The sequence below is a fragment of the Streptomyces sp. NPDC028289 genome (assembly GCF_055565975.1).
Window position 1 is genome coordinate 219,492 of the sequence record NZ_JBVHTI010000001.1, and the last position, 15,338, is coordinate 234,829.

The 15,338-nt window shown below is 73.0% G+C and carries 15 protein-coding genes; 8 read left to right on the forward strand and 7 right to left on the reverse strand.

Annotated elements, in window-relative coordinates; all coding sequences use genetic code 11:
- The first annotated feature begins 101 nt into the window (after positions 1-101).
- The 3 genes from ACZ4UV_RS01045 (at position 102) to ACZ4UV_RS01055 (ending at position 3,535) form a co-directional block, all read left to right on the forward strand.
- Positions 102-761 (forward strand): ATP-binding protein, encoded by a 660-nt coding sequence (locus tag ACZ4UV_RS01045; RefSeq protein ID WP_451018649.1) that lies wholly within the window; start codon positions 102-104, stop codon positions 759-761.
- Positions 758-1,195, forward strand: a complete 438-nt coding sequence (locus ACZ4UV_RS01050; RefSeq protein WP_351485656.1) for a hypothetical protein — start codon at positions 758-760, stop codon at positions 1,193-1,195. Before ACZ4UV_RS01045 ends, ACZ4UV_RS01050 begins: the two co-directional genes overlap by 4 nt.
- Positions 1,196-1,543: 348 nt before the next feature.
- Positions 1,544-3,535 (forward strand): ABC transporter ATP-binding protein, encoded by a 1,992-nt coding sequence (locus ACZ4UV_RS01055; RefSeq protein ID WP_467835162.1) that lies wholly within the window; start codon positions 1,544-1,546, stop codon positions 3,533-3,535.
- Between the two features lie 4 nt (positions 3,536-3,539).
- Here ACZ4UV_RS01055 and ACZ4UV_RS01060 read toward each other — a convergent pair whose 3' ends face one another.
- The 3 genes from ACZ4UV_RS01060 to ACZ4UV_RS01070 form a co-directional block, all read right to left on the reverse strand.
- Positions 3,540-3,719 carry a hypothetical protein gene (locus tag ACZ4UV_RS01060; RefSeq protein ID WP_093504414.1) on the reverse strand — a complete coding sequence of 60 codons (180 nt, stop codon included), beginning with the start codon at positions 3,717-3,719 and terminating at the stop codon, positions 3,540-3,542.
- A gap of 165 nt (positions 3,720-3,884) precedes the next feature.
- Positions 3,885-4,529 carry a DUF899 domain-containing protein gene (locus ACZ4UV_RS01065; protein ID WP_451018647.1) on the reverse strand — a complete coding sequence of 215 codons (645 nt, stop codon included), beginning with the start codon at positions 4,527-4,529 and terminating at the stop codon, positions 3,885-3,887.
- 265 nt (positions 4,530-4,794) lie between these two features.
- Positions 4,795-6,651: an FUSC family protein gene (locus tag ACZ4UV_RS01070; protein ID WP_451018646.1), complete on the reverse strand. Its 1,857-nt coding sequence runs from the start codon at positions 6,649-6,651 to the stop codon at positions 4,795-4,797.
- Between the two features lie 843 nt (positions 6,652-7,494).
- On the opposite strand from ACZ4UV_RS01070, the gene ACZ4UV_RS01075 reads away from it, so the two are divergent.
- Positions 7,495-7,908: a RidA family protein gene (locus tag ACZ4UV_RS01075; protein WP_390038264.1), complete on the forward strand. Its 414-nt coding sequence runs from the start codon at positions 7,495-7,497 to the stop codon at positions 7,906-7,908.
- Positions 7,905-8,357, forward strand: coding sequence for a GNAT family N-acetyltransferase (locus ACZ4UV_RS01080; protein WP_390038262.1), 453 nt, complete (start codon positions 7,905-7,907; stop codon positions 8,355-8,357). Before ACZ4UV_RS01075 ends, ACZ4UV_RS01080 begins: the two co-directional genes overlap by 4 nt.
- 41 nt (positions 8,358-8,398) lie before the next feature.
- On the opposite strand, the gene ACZ4UV_RS01085 is transcribed toward ACZ4UV_RS01080, so the two are convergent.
- Both ACZ4UV_RS01085 and ACZ4UV_RS01090 read right to left on the reverse strand, forming a co-directional pair.
- Positions 8,399-9,127, reverse strand: a complete 729-nt coding sequence (locus ACZ4UV_RS01085; protein ID WP_451018645.1) for an aspartate/glutamate racemase family protein — start codon at positions 9,125-9,127, stop codon at positions 8,399-8,401.
- Between the two features lie 5 nt (positions 9,128-9,132).
- Positions 9,133-10,608: an NCS1 family nucleobase:cation symporter-1 gene (locus tag ACZ4UV_RS01090; protein ID WP_390038259.1), complete on the reverse strand. Its 1,476-nt coding sequence runs from the start codon at positions 10,606-10,608 to the stop codon at positions 9,133-9,135.
- A gap of 138 nt (positions 10,609-10,746) precedes the next feature.
- Here ACZ4UV_RS01090 and ACZ4UV_RS01095 point away from each other — a divergent pair, with 138 nt between their 5' ends.
- Positions 10,747-11,439 carry a GntR family transcriptional regulator gene (locus ACZ4UV_RS01095; protein WP_390038257.1) on the forward strand — a complete coding sequence of 231 codons (693 nt, stop codon included), beginning with the start codon at positions 10,747-10,749 and terminating at the stop codon, positions 11,437-11,439.
- A gap of 122 nt (positions 11,440-11,561) precedes the next feature.
- Positions 11,562-13,034, forward strand: coding sequence for a LamG domain-containing protein (locus ACZ4UV_RS01100; protein WP_390038255.1), 1,473 nt, complete (start codon positions 11,562-11,564; stop codon positions 13,032-13,034).
- 10 nt (positions 13,035-13,044) lie between these two features.
- Here ACZ4UV_RS01100 and ACZ4UV_RS01105 read toward each other — a convergent pair whose 3' ends face one another.
- Positions 13,045-13,746: a uracil-DNA glycosylase gene (locus ACZ4UV_RS01105; protein ID WP_451018643.1), complete on the reverse strand. Its 702-nt coding sequence runs from the start codon at positions 13,744-13,746 to the stop codon at positions 13,045-13,047.
- A gap of 128 nt (positions 13,747-13,874) precedes the next feature.
- On the opposite strand from ACZ4UV_RS01105, the gene ACZ4UV_RS01110 reads away from it, so the two are divergent.
- A complete protein-coding gene (locus ACZ4UV_RS01110) occupies positions 13,875-14,489 on the forward strand; it encodes an RNA-binding S4 domain-containing protein (RefSeq protein ID WP_451018642.1) in 615 nt (204 codons plus the stop codon).
- A gap of 67 nt (positions 14,490-14,556) precedes the next feature.
- Here the strand turns inward: ACZ4UV_RS01110 and ACZ4UV_RS01115 are convergent, their stop codons facing one another.
- On the reverse strand, positions 14,557-15,246 hold the full coding sequence (locus ACZ4UV_RS01115) for a class I SAM-dependent methyltransferase (protein ID WP_451021450.1): 690 nt from the start codon (positions 15,244-15,246) through the stop codon (positions 14,557-14,559).
- Between the last annotated feature and the right edge of the window lie 92 nt (positions 15,247-15,338).

Below are 15,338 nucleotides of genomic sequence, written 5' to 3' on the forward strand. Positions count from 1 at the left end.
GACATGCTGTTGCGAGCAGTGTGCCACGGCCCTTCACCGCGTCACACAGCACTCTGCATTTTTCAGAGTGACACTTGCCAAGTGTTCACGGCGGGGAGATAGTGGCAAGCGTGATTCCGTCCGCGCCCTTAGGAACAGACGCCGCCGCAGACCGTCTCGGTCTCGCAGTCGCCCCAGGTGAGGGCACTGCCACGCGCCGGTTCCGGTTCGAGCTGGCCGCTCATCCGGGTTCCCCCGCCCAGGCGAGACGCCTGGTGCGTGCCCGGCTGACCGGCTGGTCGGTCTGCGCGGACACCTGTGACACCGCCGCCCTGGTCATATCCGAGCTGGTCACCAACGCGATCGTGCACACCGCGAGCAGTCGCGTCGTGTGCGAGCTGCACGACCACGACGACACGGTGCGCATCGCCGTGCAGGACGAGGGCTGTGCGCCCGACGAGCCCCACCCGTCCCCGCAGCGCCCGGAGGAGGAGCACGGGAGGGGGTTGCTCCTCGTCGAGGCGCTGTGCCGGGCGTGGGGGGCTCAGGAGCACGGGTCCGGGCTGCTGGTCTGGGCGGAGCTGCCGCGCCAGACCGACGCCGCCCGGGACGCCGCCGAGCCGCGCAACGACCTGGGCTGGGGCGCGCGCCCCGCTCCGGGTCCGTCGCACGGCACGTCCCACGAACCGGCGCACACGTCGGTGCCCCGGCCCTCGTCGGGTTCCGGCGCGGCGGGGCGGTCCGAGGCGCTGGGGTCCGTGCCCCGGCGGAGGCAGGCATGAACGGCGTGTCCGGCTCCGGCCATTCGCTGGGCCTCGACACGCTGATCCGCCTGAAGCGCGACCGGCGGTCGTCGTTTGCGGGCGGTGCCGCGGGATCGTTCCCGGTGCCCGAGGGCATGACGGCACCGCTGGGCTGCGACGCGGTGGCGGTGCCGGCGCGGCTCGGGCCGCTGGTGGTGCCGCGGCTGCCGCGGGTGGGATGCGTGTACGCCGATGGCACGCACTGGTGGTGGATCGTCCCGACGGACTCCGACGACGCCCTCACCTGGCCCGCCCCCGCCCGCTACGGCCCGGGCGCCCCGCTTCCCGGCACCGCCCGCCTGATCCACCGCCCCGAGGGCACGGTGCCGTACACCCCGCCGATACCGCTGTACCTCGCCCTGTGCCGGGTGACGGGTACGACACCGGAGTGGTCCCGCCCCCTGAGCGCGTGACGCTGCGCCGCTTCGGCCGGCAGGGCCCCGGGTGAGCCGATCGCGCCGGTTCTGCTCTCGGGCCGCCCAGGCCGCTCGGGTTGCCACGCTCCACACCTCCCTCGCACCCCCTGCGGCTCGGGGATGTCCCGGTCCGCACACCCGCGCGCACTCCCCGCGGCTCGGGCCTGCCTCGGGCCGTACCCCCGCACACTCCCCCGCGCCCCACGAGCCTCGTCGCACGCCCTGCCCGGTGGCGACTCCGCCCGCGATAGTGGCCGTTCGTCCACGGACACGCTCACGGACACGGACAGGCTCACGGTCACGGACAGTCTCACGGTCACGGTCACGACCCCGGGGAGGATCGCGGTGAGGAAGAAGCGGGACACGGCGGTGCCCGAGACGTCGGAGTCCGAGCAGCTGCTGTTCGGCGGGCCGCTCCGCTACGACATGGGCTGGAGCCAGCACGGAAACGCCTTCCTGGAGCTGGACTTCCGCGCCATGATGACCCGGCTGCCCGGCATGCTCGCGTCCAGTCTGCGGCTGGCCCGGCAGGCGGACGCCGGAGCCGCGCGGATCGTGCTGGCCGCACAGGTGGGTGTCGGAGTCGCCCAGGCGGTGAGCCTGCTCGCCGTGAACAGCGTGCTGGGCCGGCTGATCGGCACCGGCGCCCTCGAGGAACGGCTCCGAAGCTCCGCCCCCGCCCTGGTGGTCATGGCCGCCGTCATGTTCGTGGCCGCCCTGCTGCGCGCCGCGTCCACCTACGCCACCGGCCGCCTGGAGCCCAAGGTCGAGCGGGTGGCGACCGAGATGTACCTGGAGCGGGCCGCGGCCGTCGAACTCGCCGCGATCGAGGACCACGCCTTTCACAAACTGCTGGACACGGCCCAGTACGGCGCCTCCTCCGCGCGCCGCATGATCATGTACGGCACGCGTGTGGTGAACGCCATGATCTCGCTGATCACCGCGGCCGGTGTGCTGACCGTGCTGCACCCGGCCCTGCTCCCGCTGCTGATCACGATGACCATCCCGAGCGCCTGGGGCGCCCTGACCATCGCCCGGCGCCGCTACGAGTCGTTCCACACCTGGGTGCAGCACGTCCGCGCCGGCCACCTGATCAGCACCCTGCTCACCGAACCGGAGGCGGCGCCGGAGATCCGGGTGCACGGGGTCGGCCCGTTCCTGCTGCGGCACTACCGGGCCATGTCGGAGACGGCGGAGGCGGAGCAGGCCCGGCTGGCGCGGCTCGCGGCCCGTACCGGCCTGATCGCGGCGGCCTGGACGGGCCTCGCGACCGTCGCCACGTACGCGACGCTCGGCGGGCTGCTGCTGAGCGGGGCGATGGCCCTGTCGGTGGCCGGTACGGCAGTGATCGCGATCCGCAGCGGCTCCGCGAGCCTCAGCACCCTCGTGCTGGAGATCAACACGCTGCACGAGGAGGCGCTGTTCGTGGGCGACCTGGAGCGGCTGTACGTCGAGGCGGCGGAGCGCGCGATCCCGCTCGGCGGTGAACCGCTGCCCGAAGACCCTCAGGAGATCCGCTTCGAGAACGTTACCTTCACCTATCCGAGCAATCACCCGAGCAATCACCCGAGCGATGATCCGGGTGGTCGTACGGGTGGTGCCGCCCGCCCCGCCCTGGACGACGTGACGCTCGCGCTTCCCCTCGGCCGGATCATCGCCCTGGTCGGCGAGAACGGTTCCGGCAAGACCACCCTGGTCAAGCTGCTGGCGGGCCTGTACCAGCCGGACCACGGCCGCATCCTGTGGGACGGCGTCGACGCGGCACGAGCCGACCGGCACCGGCTCGCCGAGCGCATCGCCATGGTCGCCCAGGACTTCAAGCGCTGGCCGTTCACCGCCAAGGTCAACGTGGCCGTCGGCCGCTCGTCGGCACCGCTCACCGACGAGCGGCTGGCCGCCTCGGTCGCGGAGGCGGGCGCGCAGGAGGTGGTCGAGGACCTGCCGCGCGGCCTGGACACCCTGCTGGCCCGCAACTTCAGCGGCGGGCACGAGCTGTCCGGCGGTCAGTGGCAGCGGCTGGGCATCGCGCGGGCCGCCTACCGGCGCGGTCACATCCTGATCGTGGACGAGCCGACGGCCGCCCTGGACGCCCGGGCCGAGCTGGAGGTCTTCGAGAAGATCCGCGCGCTCGCGGGCAACGGGCAGACCGTCGTACTGATCACCCACCGGCTGGCGTCGGTCCGCCACGCGGATCTGGTGCACGTCCTCGACCAGGGCCGGGTGGTGGAGTCGGGCACCCCCGACGAACTCCTGGCGAGCGGCGGGGTCTACGCGGAGCTGTACGCGCTCCAGGCGGACCAGTTCACGGCGAAGCTGCCGGTCCGTAAAGCCGGTTAGCCGTCTAGCCCTCCACCCCGCCGGTGCCGCGCACGATGACCAGGAACGTGTCCGTGGCCAGATCCATCACGACCTCGGCAGGCAGCCCTTCCAGCCGCCGGGCCTGCGCGAACTCCTCCGCAGGCCATGATCCTCGCGGTCCGCCTGCGGGAAAGCGTTCGAGCACGGTTCGCCCGTTCACCATCCTGCACCTCCAGAAATGCGTCGTACCTGTAGGAGTTAACGCTCTGGAGAACGCGAATGGCTCGCCCGGTGACGCTACTGAGACATACCCGACACACCCTCGGCGCGGACGGTGAGGGTCCGTTGACTTTCGGCTGACTTTCGGCCACTTCCGTGACCGGCTGTGTCAGTCTTCGTACTCGTCGTGATAACGGACGCGGTCGCTGCCCTCCGGCACCCGGCCGAGGGCCGTGAGGTCGAGCAGGGAGGTGGCCGGGCCGAGTCCGTCGAGGCCCCGGCCGTACACCGAGTAGGTGTGGAAGACCCGGTCGTGCTCCCGCAGGAAGCAGCTGATGCCGGGCCGTTCGACCGGTTCGTCGTCCACGACGATGGTCGCCTCGAAGTCACGGTTGAAGTCGCCGTGGCAGGACGAGTACCAGGGCAGCGTCCAGCCCATCCGCGCCTTGAACGGCAGGATCCTGGTGAACGGCGCCCGGGAGACCACCGCGAACGCGGTGCCGCGCGCCCGCAGATGGGCGAGGTGGCCGACCTGGTCCAGGAAGGCGGCGCAGCTGGGGCAGCCGGCCTCCCACTCCGGGGCGAACATGAAGTGGTGCACGACGAGTTGCGGCCGCCCGTCGAACAGGTCCAGCAGGGTCGCCTTGCCGTCGCCGCCCTCGAAGACGTACTCGGGGTCCACCTCGACCATGGGCAGCCGGCGCCGCTCGGCGCTCAGCGCGTCCCGCGCACGCGTGAGCGCCTCCTCCTTGCGCAGTAACTCCGCACGCGCGGCGCGCCACCGCTCACGCGAGACGATCTCCGGAAGCGACATGGGCCCTCCTGTACAACGGTCGGTCCGGGTGGTGACCGCGGGAGGGAAAAGAACTCATCGGTGGGGCCGGAGGTTTTTCTCCGTGCTTTCGGCACCCTTGTCGGCCCGGGCGTGGGTCCGTCAGGTGTCGTACTCCTGGATGCGCCACCCGTGTTCGCGTTCCTGCCGTCGGTGGGCGAGCATCCGGCGGCGCGGGGCGGCGGCGGACCACGCGTCGGTGCGGGCACGGTTCGGGGACCGAGGCGGACGGCGCGGCCGCGGCCGCCTATGCCGCGACCGGCATCCGCGGCACCGCGACCCCGAGCCGCTGCCCACCGCGCTCCAGCTCTGCCGCCAGGTCTTCGAGCTGCCGGGCCTGCCGGGCGGTCAGCCGACCCGTCTCGTCGAGGTGCACGGCGCACGCGGTGGTCGTGTCCACGAGCCGTTCGAGTACGGCGGCCACCGCGTCCGTGCCCTCGGTGTGCCGGGCGAGGGCCGGGAGTTCGGCGGCGGCGAGCGCGATGGCGGTGCGGGCCTCGGCGAGGGTGCGGTAGGCCTCGCGGCGCAGGGCCCAGCGTTCGCCGCGGTCGCCGGACTCACTGAGGACGTGGTCGAGATAGGCGTGCGCGGCCCGCCCGGCCGCCGCGAGCCGGGCCCGTACCCCGCCGCCCCGCTTCCCCGCCAACGGCAGATGGCCGACGATCAGCACGAGCGCGCAGGCCAGCAGTGTCTCGCCGATCCGGCTGACGGAGGCCTGCGGTTCGCCGCCGACCATGACGAGGGCGAGCACGAGGACGGTGACGACGGCGGTCTGGGCGCCGAAGTGCCGGGTGGAGACCGGGATGACCGCCCCGCAGACGGCAACCAGCGCGATGAGCCCCTCGGGCCGGGGCAGTACGGCGGCGAGGCCCGCGAAGACGAGGGCGCCTAGCACGGTCCCCGCGGCCCGGCACAGCACCCGGGAGGCGAGCGGCCCGAGGTCGGGCTTGACGAGGAAGACGGCGGTGGCGGGCAGCCAGTACCAGTGCTGGTGCTCGCCGTACCAGCGGGCGTGGTGCAGGGCTTGGGCGATGGCGGCGCTGGCGCCGAAGCAGAGGGCGACCCGCAGCCCGTACTCGCGCCCACCGCTGCCGAGCGCGGCCCGCACGAGGTCGAGGGCGGGGCGGCGCCGGGCCGGTGGCCGCTGGTGGCCGCCCTCGGCCCGGTCGAAGGTCTCCGCGGCGCGCAGCAGGGCGTCGTCGAGGGCGCGCAGCGCGGGCGCGGACCGCGAGGGTGCGGGCAGCGGTCCGGTGGCGCCGCTCTCCCGGACGGCCACGGCGAGCCGCCGGGGCCCCTCGGCCGCCCGCGCGGACACCGGCTCCCCGCCCCAGGCGAGGGCGGTCGCCGCCTCGGCGAGGGGCAGGGCCGCGGCGTACTGCGCGTGCAGCCGGCGTTCGGCGGCGGAACTGGCGTACCGCCGCAGCCGGGGACCGGTGAGCGCGTCCTGGGCGTGGTCGAGCGCGGCGGTGAGGGCGACGCGCCGGCGGCCGGCGGCCTCGCCGCCCACCGCGTCGAGGAGGTCGGCGACCGCGTCGTACACGGCGGCGACGGCGTCCCGCTCCCCGTCGAAGCGGAAGTCACCGGCAATCGCGCCGGGGGTGGGCAGGGCGAGGCGGAGCACGACCAGCCACCCGGCGCCCGCGAGGAAGGCGAGGGCCCGCTGCCAGCCCGCCTCGGCGACCGGCATCCCGGCGCCGATGGCGGCGGCGACCAGCAGCTGGGTCCCGGCCCCGGAGGCGACGGGCCCGACGGCGCTCGTCCCGCCGGCGACCAGTCCGAGCCCGGTGAGCAGCAGGGTCAGGGGGACGGCGGTCAGGTGCTCTCCGCCGTACGTCCCGACGAGCAGCCCGAGCGCCCCGGCCGCCGCGGGCACCCCGAGCCGTCGGACGGCGGACCGCCGGCTGCCCGGCCGGTCGTTGATCCCGGCGAGCATGGCGGCGATGGCGGCGACGACGCCGAGGGAGGTGCGGTGCAGCAGGACCGCGGCGAGCAGCAAGGGCCCGGCCGCCAGCGCCCCTCTCGTCACGGCGCTCCAGGACACGGGCCCGCGCTGGGTGCGCAGGGCATGGGCGAGCCAGGGCGGCAGGGCGACACGACGGGACACGGGGCTCCAGTTCGGACGAGGGCGGGGTGTGCCTTCGGGCGACGGTGGCCGGGCTGTTGGCTTCGATCTCCCACGGTAGATCGCGTTCCCGGGCGAAAAGGTGCGTTCGCATTTCGTGGGTGTGACAAGTGCCGCAGAGAGCCGCTTTCTTTATGAACGCAATTCCGTGCGGGTCCGGTTCGGGGCGGAACGCGAGCGGGCCCGCTCGGACCTGCAGCGGCAACCGGTCTGTCCCCACGCTGTTTCGAGCAGGGCGGCCGGTGCCGGGGAAGGCCCGCAGCACTTCGGGTATGTGCCGACGGCCGGGCTGCGGGCCCGGGGCTGGACGCCGGGCCTGGTGCGGCGGCGGCTGTGTGGAGGTCCGGGTGGTGGCGGCTGCTGCCGCGCGGCGGTCCGCCGTGGCACGGGCCGCCGCCGTGCGCAGGCGGCGGGAGGCGCCGGCACGGATCGCGGCGGAACCGTCGAAGTGCCCCGGCCGGCGCAGGACCGGCTGGTGGTGCCGGCGGTCGAGCATCACGAACGGGCGGGCGGGAGGCGGGAGTCCGAGGCGCACGGGCCGGCGGCTGTCGGCACCGGCACGCCTGCCGCCGCGCTCGACCGCTGGAAGGTCGACTACCTGCGCCATCGGCCGGCCCGCTACGACGAGATCCTGGACGCGGCGGGCGGGCGGCGGAGCAGTTGCTGCTGCGCCGGGTGTACGCGGCCGTCTCCGAGGCGTACCCGGTCGTCTTCGGCGAAGGACGCCGGTTCGCGCTCTGGGACCCGGGGCGGGAAATTCAGGTGCGATCACCCGGCGGGGGCGCGGATGATCGACAGGTTGTCCGCCGTTCACCAGGAGCTCCTGTGATCCAGCGCGTCACCGCCCCGGCTCTCTTCCCGCCGCCCGGCTACTCGCACGTCTCCGTCGTGGAGGCCGGCACGAAGCTCGCGTTCCTCGCCGGTTCCGTTCCGCTGGACGACGAGGGGAAGCTCGTCGGCGAGGGGGATCCGCCGCGGCAGGCCGAGCAGGTGATCGCCAACCTGCGGGAGCAGCTCCGCTCGGTCGGCAGCGACCTGGAGCACGTGCTGGCGACCGATGTGTACGTCGTGAGCAATGAGCCCGCGGTGCTGTCCAGCGTGTGGGAGGTCGTCGAGGCCTCCGGGCTCAGCACCGGACCGCACTCGTCGACGCTGGTCGGGGTCGCCTGTCTGGGCTACACCGGGCAGCTGGTGGAGATCACGGCCACGGCCGTCGTACCCGAGGGGCCGCGGGGGTGAACGCCGAGGTCGTACTGCGCCGCGCCGGCGGGCCGGATGCCGCCGGGGTCGCCGATGTGTGGCTGCGGTCGTTCGGCGCCGCCCTGCCCACCGTCGTCCGGCCGCGCTCGGACGACGAGGTGCGCGCGTACATCCGGGACGTCGTGGTGCCGGCGCGGGAGACGTGGGTCGCGGAGGCCGACGGCCGGGTCGTGGGCATGATGGTGCTCGCGGGGGACCTGCTGTCCCAGCTGTACCTGGCCCCGGAGTGGCGCGGGCGCGGCATCGGTGACCGGTTCGTCGCGCTGGCCAAGGAGCGCTCCCCGTCGGGGCTGACGCTCTGGACCTTCCAGGTCAACAAGCCCGCGCACCGGTTCTACGAACGGCACGGCTTCGCCGCCGTCGAGCACACGGACGGGAGCGGGAACGAGGAGCGGGAGCCGGACGTGCGGTACGTGTGGCGGCCCTGAGCCGGCCCCGGGCGCTGTCGTCCCCTTCGAAGACCCACGCACTACGGCCGCCCCGGTACGGTCCCCCACACCCGTCTCTTCGCTAGCGGCTTCCGGTAGCTGCCCGCCCGGCTGGTCGTGAGCCCCAGCGCCACCAGCGACTCGGCCAGCTTCACCGCCGCGCCGACCCCGTCGACCACCGGAACGCCGAGCTTCTCCCCCACCACCCGCTGCAGCCCCGTCATTCCGGCACAGCCGAGGACCAGGACCTCGGCGCCGGCGTCCCGGACCCGCTCGGCCGCCGCGAGGAACGCGGCCTCCGTGCGCCCGGGGTCACCGGCGAGGTCCAGGACGCCGAGTCCGGTGCCGGCGACAGCGACGCAGTTGCGGGCCACCCCGGCGGTCTCCAGGCTGTCCTCGATCTGCCCGCGCGACCGGTCCAGGGTGGTGACGACGCCGTAGCGGCGGCCCAGCAGACAGGCGAGATGGGCGGCGGCCTCGGTGATGTCGACGACCGGCACGTCCACCAGCTCCCGGACGCCCTCCCGCCCGTGCTCGCCGAAACCTGCCATCACCACCGCGTCGTACGGCCGACCGGCGTACGTCCGCAGCGCGTCCAGGACCGCCGCCGCGGACAGGTAGCTGTCGAGCCAGCCCTCCGCCGACTCGGGGCCCCAGCCCGGGGTCAGCCCGGTCACGGCGGTGCCCGGGCCTGCGGCGGCCCGGGCACCTCGTACGATCTCCTCGGTCATCTCCTGCGTGGTGTTGCAGTTGGTGACGACGATCCGCACGTTCTTCAGACCTCCTCGGCGACGGGGACGGGGGCGGGGGCCGGCGCGCGGTCACGGCGGCACAGTGCCAGGTACAGGCCCGCGGCCAGGGCGGTGCCGATGAACCAGGAGTACGGCGCCACGCCGCTGAACGTCTTCACCAGCGCGAGCACGGCCGCGACCGCAGCCGAGGGCAGGAACGCCCACAGGGCCTTGGGGTTGACGCCCTTGCGGTAGTGGTACGGGGAGCCGGGGGCCGCGTTGAAGAGCTGCTGGACGTCCACGTCGCCGCGCTTGATCACGTAGTAGTCGACCATGATCACGCCGAACAGCGGGCCCAGGAAGGCGCCGAGGCCGCCGAGGAAGTAGTTGACGACGGTGGGGTTGGAGAAGAGGTTCCAGGGCGTGACGACCAGGGCCGCCACCGTACTGATCATGCCGCCGACCTTGAAGCTGATCTTCTGCGGCCAGACGTTGGCCAGGTCGTACGCCGGTGAGACGAAGTTGGCGACGATGTTGACGCCCATGGTGGCGACCGCGAAGGTCAGCGCCGCCACGACCAGGACCCAGGTGTTGCCGACCTTGGCGACCAGCTCGGCCGGGTCGGTGATGGCCTCGCCGAAGACCTCCAGGGAGCCCGCCGTGACGATGACGGAGACCACCACGAAGGCCGTGGAGTTGATCGGCAGGCCCCAGAAGTTGCCGCGGCGCACGGTGCGGTAGTCGGGCGCGAAGCGGGAGAAGTCGCAGAAGTTGAGCATCAGGGTGCCGTAGGTGGCGAGGATCAGGCCGATCGCGCCGAACCACTGCCGCCACTGCTCGCCGGTGGAGACCGGGTGCGGGGTGGAGGTGAGCGAGATGGTCCAGTGGGCCTTGGCCAGGATCCAGACCGCGAGGGCGATCATGACCAGCCAGATCGCCGGGCCGCAGAAGTCCTGGAACCTGCGGATCGTCTCCATGCCCCGGCTGATGATCGCCGCCTGGATCAGCCAGAGCGAGACGAAGGAGATCCAGCCGAGCGAGTCCAGGCCCAGGAAGGAGCTCTCCGTCAGGGACTTCAGGCCCGGCCAGGCGGCCAGCAGCATCACGTTGACGGCGACGGACGCCAGATAGGTCTGGATGCCGTACCACATGATGGCGATCACGGCCCGGATAAGCGCCGGGATGTTGGCGCCCCAGACGCCGAAGCTGATGCGGCTGACCACCGGGAACGGCACGCCGTGGCGCTGGCCGATCCTGCCCATCCAGTTCATGCCGACGTAGATGAGCACGAAGCCGGCGAGGAGGGAGGTGAAGACCTGCCAGACGTTCATGCCGAGGACCAGCAAGCCGGCGGCGAAGGTGTAGTTGCCGAGGTTGTGGACGTCGGACATCCACATGGCGAAGAGGTCGAAGACCTTCCAGTTCCGCCGCTCGGCGGGGGCGAGGTCTTCGTTGGTGAGCCGGGGATCGGGGACGAACACGGTTGCGCCGGTGGCTTCGGCGCGGTCGGCGAGGGACACGGGGCCTCCAGGGAACCAACCGGTGTACCAGCTTTTGGTATACCAAACTGCGGTCATGGTGCTCCCGTCAAGCGTTCGGACCGATGTCCGTCCCGTTACGGCTCCGTAAAAGCCCCCCGGGTCGGCGAAAATGACCTCATGGGCTCCCCCACCACGAAGATCGAACCCCTGGGCGCGGTGCGCGAACGCGTCCTCGCGACCCTGCGCCAGGACATCATCGCGGGGCGATTGGGCCCGGGCGACCGGCTGGTGGAACGCGAGCTCGCCGAGCGGTTCGGGGTGTCCCGGGTGCCGGTCCGGGAGGCGATCCGGGCCCTGGTCGCCGAGGGCTTCGTCCTCTTCGAGTCGGCCCGCCGTACGGTCGTGCGCCGGCTGACCCCGACCGACGTCAAGGAACTCTTCGAGCTCCGCGAGGCGTTGGAGGTGTACGCGGCCGGGCTGGCGGCGGCGCGGGCGACACCGGAGGCGCTGGCCGAGCTGCGGGAGCTGCTCGGCCGGGCGGCCACGGCGACCGAGGCGGGCGACGCCGAGACCATCACCGACGTCAACACCCGTTTCCACGACCGGATCCTGGCCCTGGCCGGCAACAGCCTGCTCATCTCGGTCATGGAGCCGGTCGACGGCCGACTTCGCTGGCTCACCCGGCGCAACGAGGAGTGGCCCCAACTCCTCACCGAGCACCGCGAGTTGTACGACGCGATCGCGTCCGGCGACCCGGACCGCGCCCGTGCCCGCGCGCTGGGCCACGTCCAGGCCAACTACCGGTCGACCGTCCGGCACCTGTTCGGCGGGGACACCGGCGACCAGCCGCGAGATCCGGCTGCCGAGTAGCCATCCACAGGAACATCAGTTCACACAGGAATCTCCTAGAGTTCTCCTCACCAGTGAAGATCGAAACGGATCCGCACGGACCGGCCGCGGATCCGGGCGGACCGGACGGGGAGGGCATGACCATGGTGAGCAGACGGGGGCTGTTGAGCGGAGCCGCGCTGGTGGGGATGGGCGCGGTGGCCGGCATGACGGTGGGCACGGGGAGCGCCGCCGCCGACGAGCCGCTGGACACGCCGTTCACCCCGGTCGGCGCACCGCATCTGGCCGAGGCCGAGCAGCTGGTGCGGTACCAGCGGCTGCTGGCGGCCGGCTGTCTGCCGACCGGACTGGCCGGGCACTGGCCGCTGGACGGCTCCGGCGCCGACGGCTCCGGCCTGGAGCACCCGGTCACCCTGGGCCCGGGAGCGAGCTGGACCGGTCTGCGGGCGGGCGGCGAACTGAGCTTCGACGGCACCGCCGGTGCCTACGCCGCCACCGCCTCCGTCCTGGACACCACGGCCCCGTTCACGGTCACCGCCTGGGTCCGGCTGGCCGACGACGCCGTGCTCACTAACATGTACACGGCCGTGAGCCAGGACGGCGGCAGCGTCAGCCGCTTCCTGCTCCAGTACGACGACACGGCCGGGACCTGGGCCTTCAAGGTACGCAGCGAGGACCAGAGCACCAAGGTCTCGGCGCTGGCCGCCGCCCCGGTGACGAAGACGGGAGTCTGGACCCACCTGGCGGGCGTCTGGGACGGCACCCGCGTCCAGCTCTATGTGAACGGCGTCCTGGAAGGAAGCGCCGCCACCACCCTGTCCTGGGCCGCGACCCAGGGCTTCAGCATCGGCCGGGCCCGCTGGGACGGCGGCTACGTGAACCGCTTCAAGGGCGCGGTCGACGACGTCCGCGCCTACGGCCGAGCCCTCGACGCCGATGAGATCGCCCTGGTCAGCGGGCGTACGGCGCGGGCGAACAACGTCTATCTGATGGACGCGTCGGCGACCGTGACCTGGGGCCGCCCGGACGACCTCGCCGGCTGGGTGGCGCGAGCCCGCTGCTCGTCCTTCGTCACGGCGCTGCTCAGGCACACCTACGGGTGGGCGACCGACGCCTACTTCCTCCAGTACTTCCAGGAGAAGGGCCCGGAGGCCGCCGACTACTGCTCGGCATTCCGGAACGACACCGCCGGACCGCGCTTCCGCCGCATCCGCAAGGTCACCGACCTGCGGCCGGGTGATCTGATCGCCGTCGACTACAACGGGCAGGACGCGGAGAACACCGGGCACATCGTCATGGTCCGCGAGGTCAAGGGCGTCTTCAGCGGGGTCGCCGACTTCACCGGCGAGACCCAGTACGCCGTCGAGATCGTCGACTGCACCTCCGACCCGCACGGCGTCTACGGCCTCAGCAACTACCCGCGGTACCCGGACACCCGCATGGTCAGCAACGTGGACGGCGAGAGCTTCCAGGGCGTCGGCATCGGCCACATGATGTTCTACGCCTCCGACGCCACCGGCGAGTTCTCCCGGTACCGCTGGAGCGTCAACTCCTCCGCCTCCACCGGCACCCACACGGTGGACGACCGCCCGGTTGCGGCGGCCCGGATCGTCTGAGCCCCGCCCCTCACACCAGCCCGGCCGCCTCCGCCGCCGTCCGCAGCACGTCGCGGAGCATCTCGGGGGTGAGGCGGCCGGTGAAGGTGTTGCGCTGGCTGACGTGGAAGCAGCCGAAGAGGTCCAGGCCGCTGAGGCCGACCCGGGTGCCGTGGGCGAAGACCGGGCGGGGCCGGGGCACGGTCCAGCCCGCCTCCGCGAACGCCGGCAGCGCGGCCTGCCAGCCGAAGGCGCCGAGCACGACGGCTGCGCGCAGCGTCGGCCGCAGCAGTGTCAGCTCCTCGGTCAGCCAGTGGCGGCAGGTGTCACGCTCCTCGGGGGTCGGCTTGTTGGCGGGCGGGGCGCAGTGCACGGGCGCGGTGATGCGCACGCCGTACAGCTCCAGGCCGTCGTCTGCGCTCACCGAGGTCGGCTGCGAGGCGAGCCCGACGTCGTACAGCGCCTGATACAGCACGTCGCCGGAACGGTCGCCGGTGAACATCCGGCCGGTGCGGTTGCCGCCGTGCGCGGCCGGGGCGAGGCCGATGATCAGCAGCCGGGCATCGGCGGGCCCGAAGCCGGGGACGGGCCGGCCCCAGTACGTCCAGTCGGCGAACGCAGCGCGCTTGGTACGCGCGACGTCCTCCCGCCAGGCGACCAGGCGCGGGCAGGCACGGCAGACGCTGACGCGCTGGTCGAGGCGGCCGAGCCGGCTGAGGGGGGTGCGGTCCACGGTTCAACGGTAGGGCCGAGGCGAGGTCTGCCGGAGCGGCTCGGGTGGGGGTGGCCCCTTCGGGGCGGGATGACGGGCGTCGGCAAAACGGTTCCGTCGGTGCCGGCTCGGGGGGCTAAGGTCGGGGCATGGCTTCTGAGGATGCGGACGAGGGCAGGGAGCAGGAGAGCGGTGGGACCGGCACCTCCACCGAGGCCGCGCCTGCCGAAGGCACCGACGCCGCTGCCGCCCAGTCCCTCGACCCTGCCGCCGTGGCCGCGGCCGTCGCCGCCGCCGAGGCCGCGGGGCCCGCTCCCGGTGAGAACGTGCGGATCGACAGCTGGGTCTGGGCCGTCCGCCTGATCAAGACCCGCTCCATGGGAGCCACCGCCTGCCGTGGCGGGCACGTCCAGGTGAACGGCGAACGGGTCAAGCCCGCCCACTCCGTGCGCGTCGGCGACGAGGTGCGGCTGCGCCACGAGGGGCGGGAGCGGGTCGTCATCGTGAAGCGGCTGATCCGCAAGCGGGTCGGCGCCCCGGTGGCCGCCGTGTGCTACATCGACAACTCCCCGCCGCCCCCGCCCCGCGAGGCCTTCTCCCCCCTCGGCATCCGCGACCGCGGTACCGGCCGCCCCACCAAGCGCGACCGCCGCGAGCTGGAACGACTGCGCGGCATGGGTGGGATGGGCGGCACGGGCGGGACCGGCGCGGGCGGAACGGGCTCGGCAGGCCGGCCGAGCGGTGGACGCCGCGGCGGACGGTGATCCATCGGGCCTGGCCCCGCGGGCCAGGCCCGGCCGGCGGACCCGGCGCCACGCCCGCTCGGCGGGGTCACCCCAGTCGAGCCGCCGGTACCGCCCTCACCCACGTCCCGTCCTCGGTCAGATACTCGGCCACCTCCAGTCCCGCCTCCGCGAGCGCCTCCTCGAACTGTTCCCGGGTGAGCGGCCGGGCCAGGAAGGTCTGGGTCCAGATCGCGTCCGGGAACTCGTACTCCACGTGCACCGAGTTCACCCCGTCCCCGACCGGCTCGGCCGACAGGATCCGGACGGTGTAGCCGCCGGGGTCGACCCGCTCCCTCGGCACCTTCGTGTGGTAGTCCGCGCCCTCCCGCTGGACGAGCACGCAGCCGCCGTCCGCCACGTGCGCCGCGCAGGTGCGCAGCATGCCCCGGCGCACCTCCGCGTCCCCGGTGTGCACCAGGAAGGACGCGAGCATCACCACGTCGAACTTCTCGCCCAGGTCGAGCCCTTCGATGGTGCTGCGTATCGTGCGTGCCCCGCGCACGCGCGCCAGCATCTCCGCCGACTCGTCCACCGCCGTGACCGTGAACCCGCGTTCCAGGAGCGGGTGCGTCATGCGCCCCACACCGCTGCCCAGCTCCAGGATGCGGGCACCGGCCGGCACCGCCGCCTCGATGATGTCCGGCTCGGCTCCGGGGGCCAGGCGCGAGTAGAGCTCGACCGCGCAGCCGTCCGGGGTGATCGCTCCCGGCCCCGTTCCCTCGTACCCCTCACGCATTTCAACCGTCATGCCCGAACAACGGCCGGTCGCCGCATCGCCGTTCCCGCACCCCGACGGTTCACTCGTTCGAGCAGTTCGAAAGGTCGACG

Excerpts from the sequence above, each read along its gene's own strand:
- ACZ4UV_RS01060 (WP_093504414.1), bottom strand. The coding sequence starts at position 3,719 with ATGGTGAACGGGCGAACCGTGCTCGAACGCTTTCCCGCAGGCGGACCG.
- ACZ4UV_RS01095 (WP_390038257.1), top strand. The coding sequence starts at position 10,747 with ATGGGCTCCCCCACCACGAAGATCGAACCCCTGGGCGCGGTGCGCGAA.
- ACZ4UV_RS01110 (WP_451018642.1), top strand. The coding sequence starts at position 13,875 with ATGGCTTCTGAGGATGCGGACGAGGGCAGGGAGCAGGAGAGCGGTGGG.
- ACZ4UV_RS01050 (WP_351485656.1), top strand. The coding sequence starts at position 758 with ATGAACGGCGTGTCCGGCTCCGGCCATTCGCTGGGCCTCGACACGCTG.
- ACZ4UV_RS01065 (WP_451018647.1), bottom strand. The coding sequence starts at position 4,529 with ATGTCGCTTCCGGAGATCGTCTCGCGTGAGCGGTGGCGCGCCGCGCGT.
- ACZ4UV_RS01115 (WP_451021450.1), bottom strand. The coding sequence starts at position 15,246 with ATGCGTGAGGGGTACGAGGGAACGGGGCCGGGAGCGATCACCCCGGAC.
- ACZ4UV_RS01100 (WP_390038255.1), top strand. The coding sequence starts at position 11,562 with ATGGTGAGCAGACGGGGGCTGTTGAGCGGAGCCGCGCTGGTGGGGATG.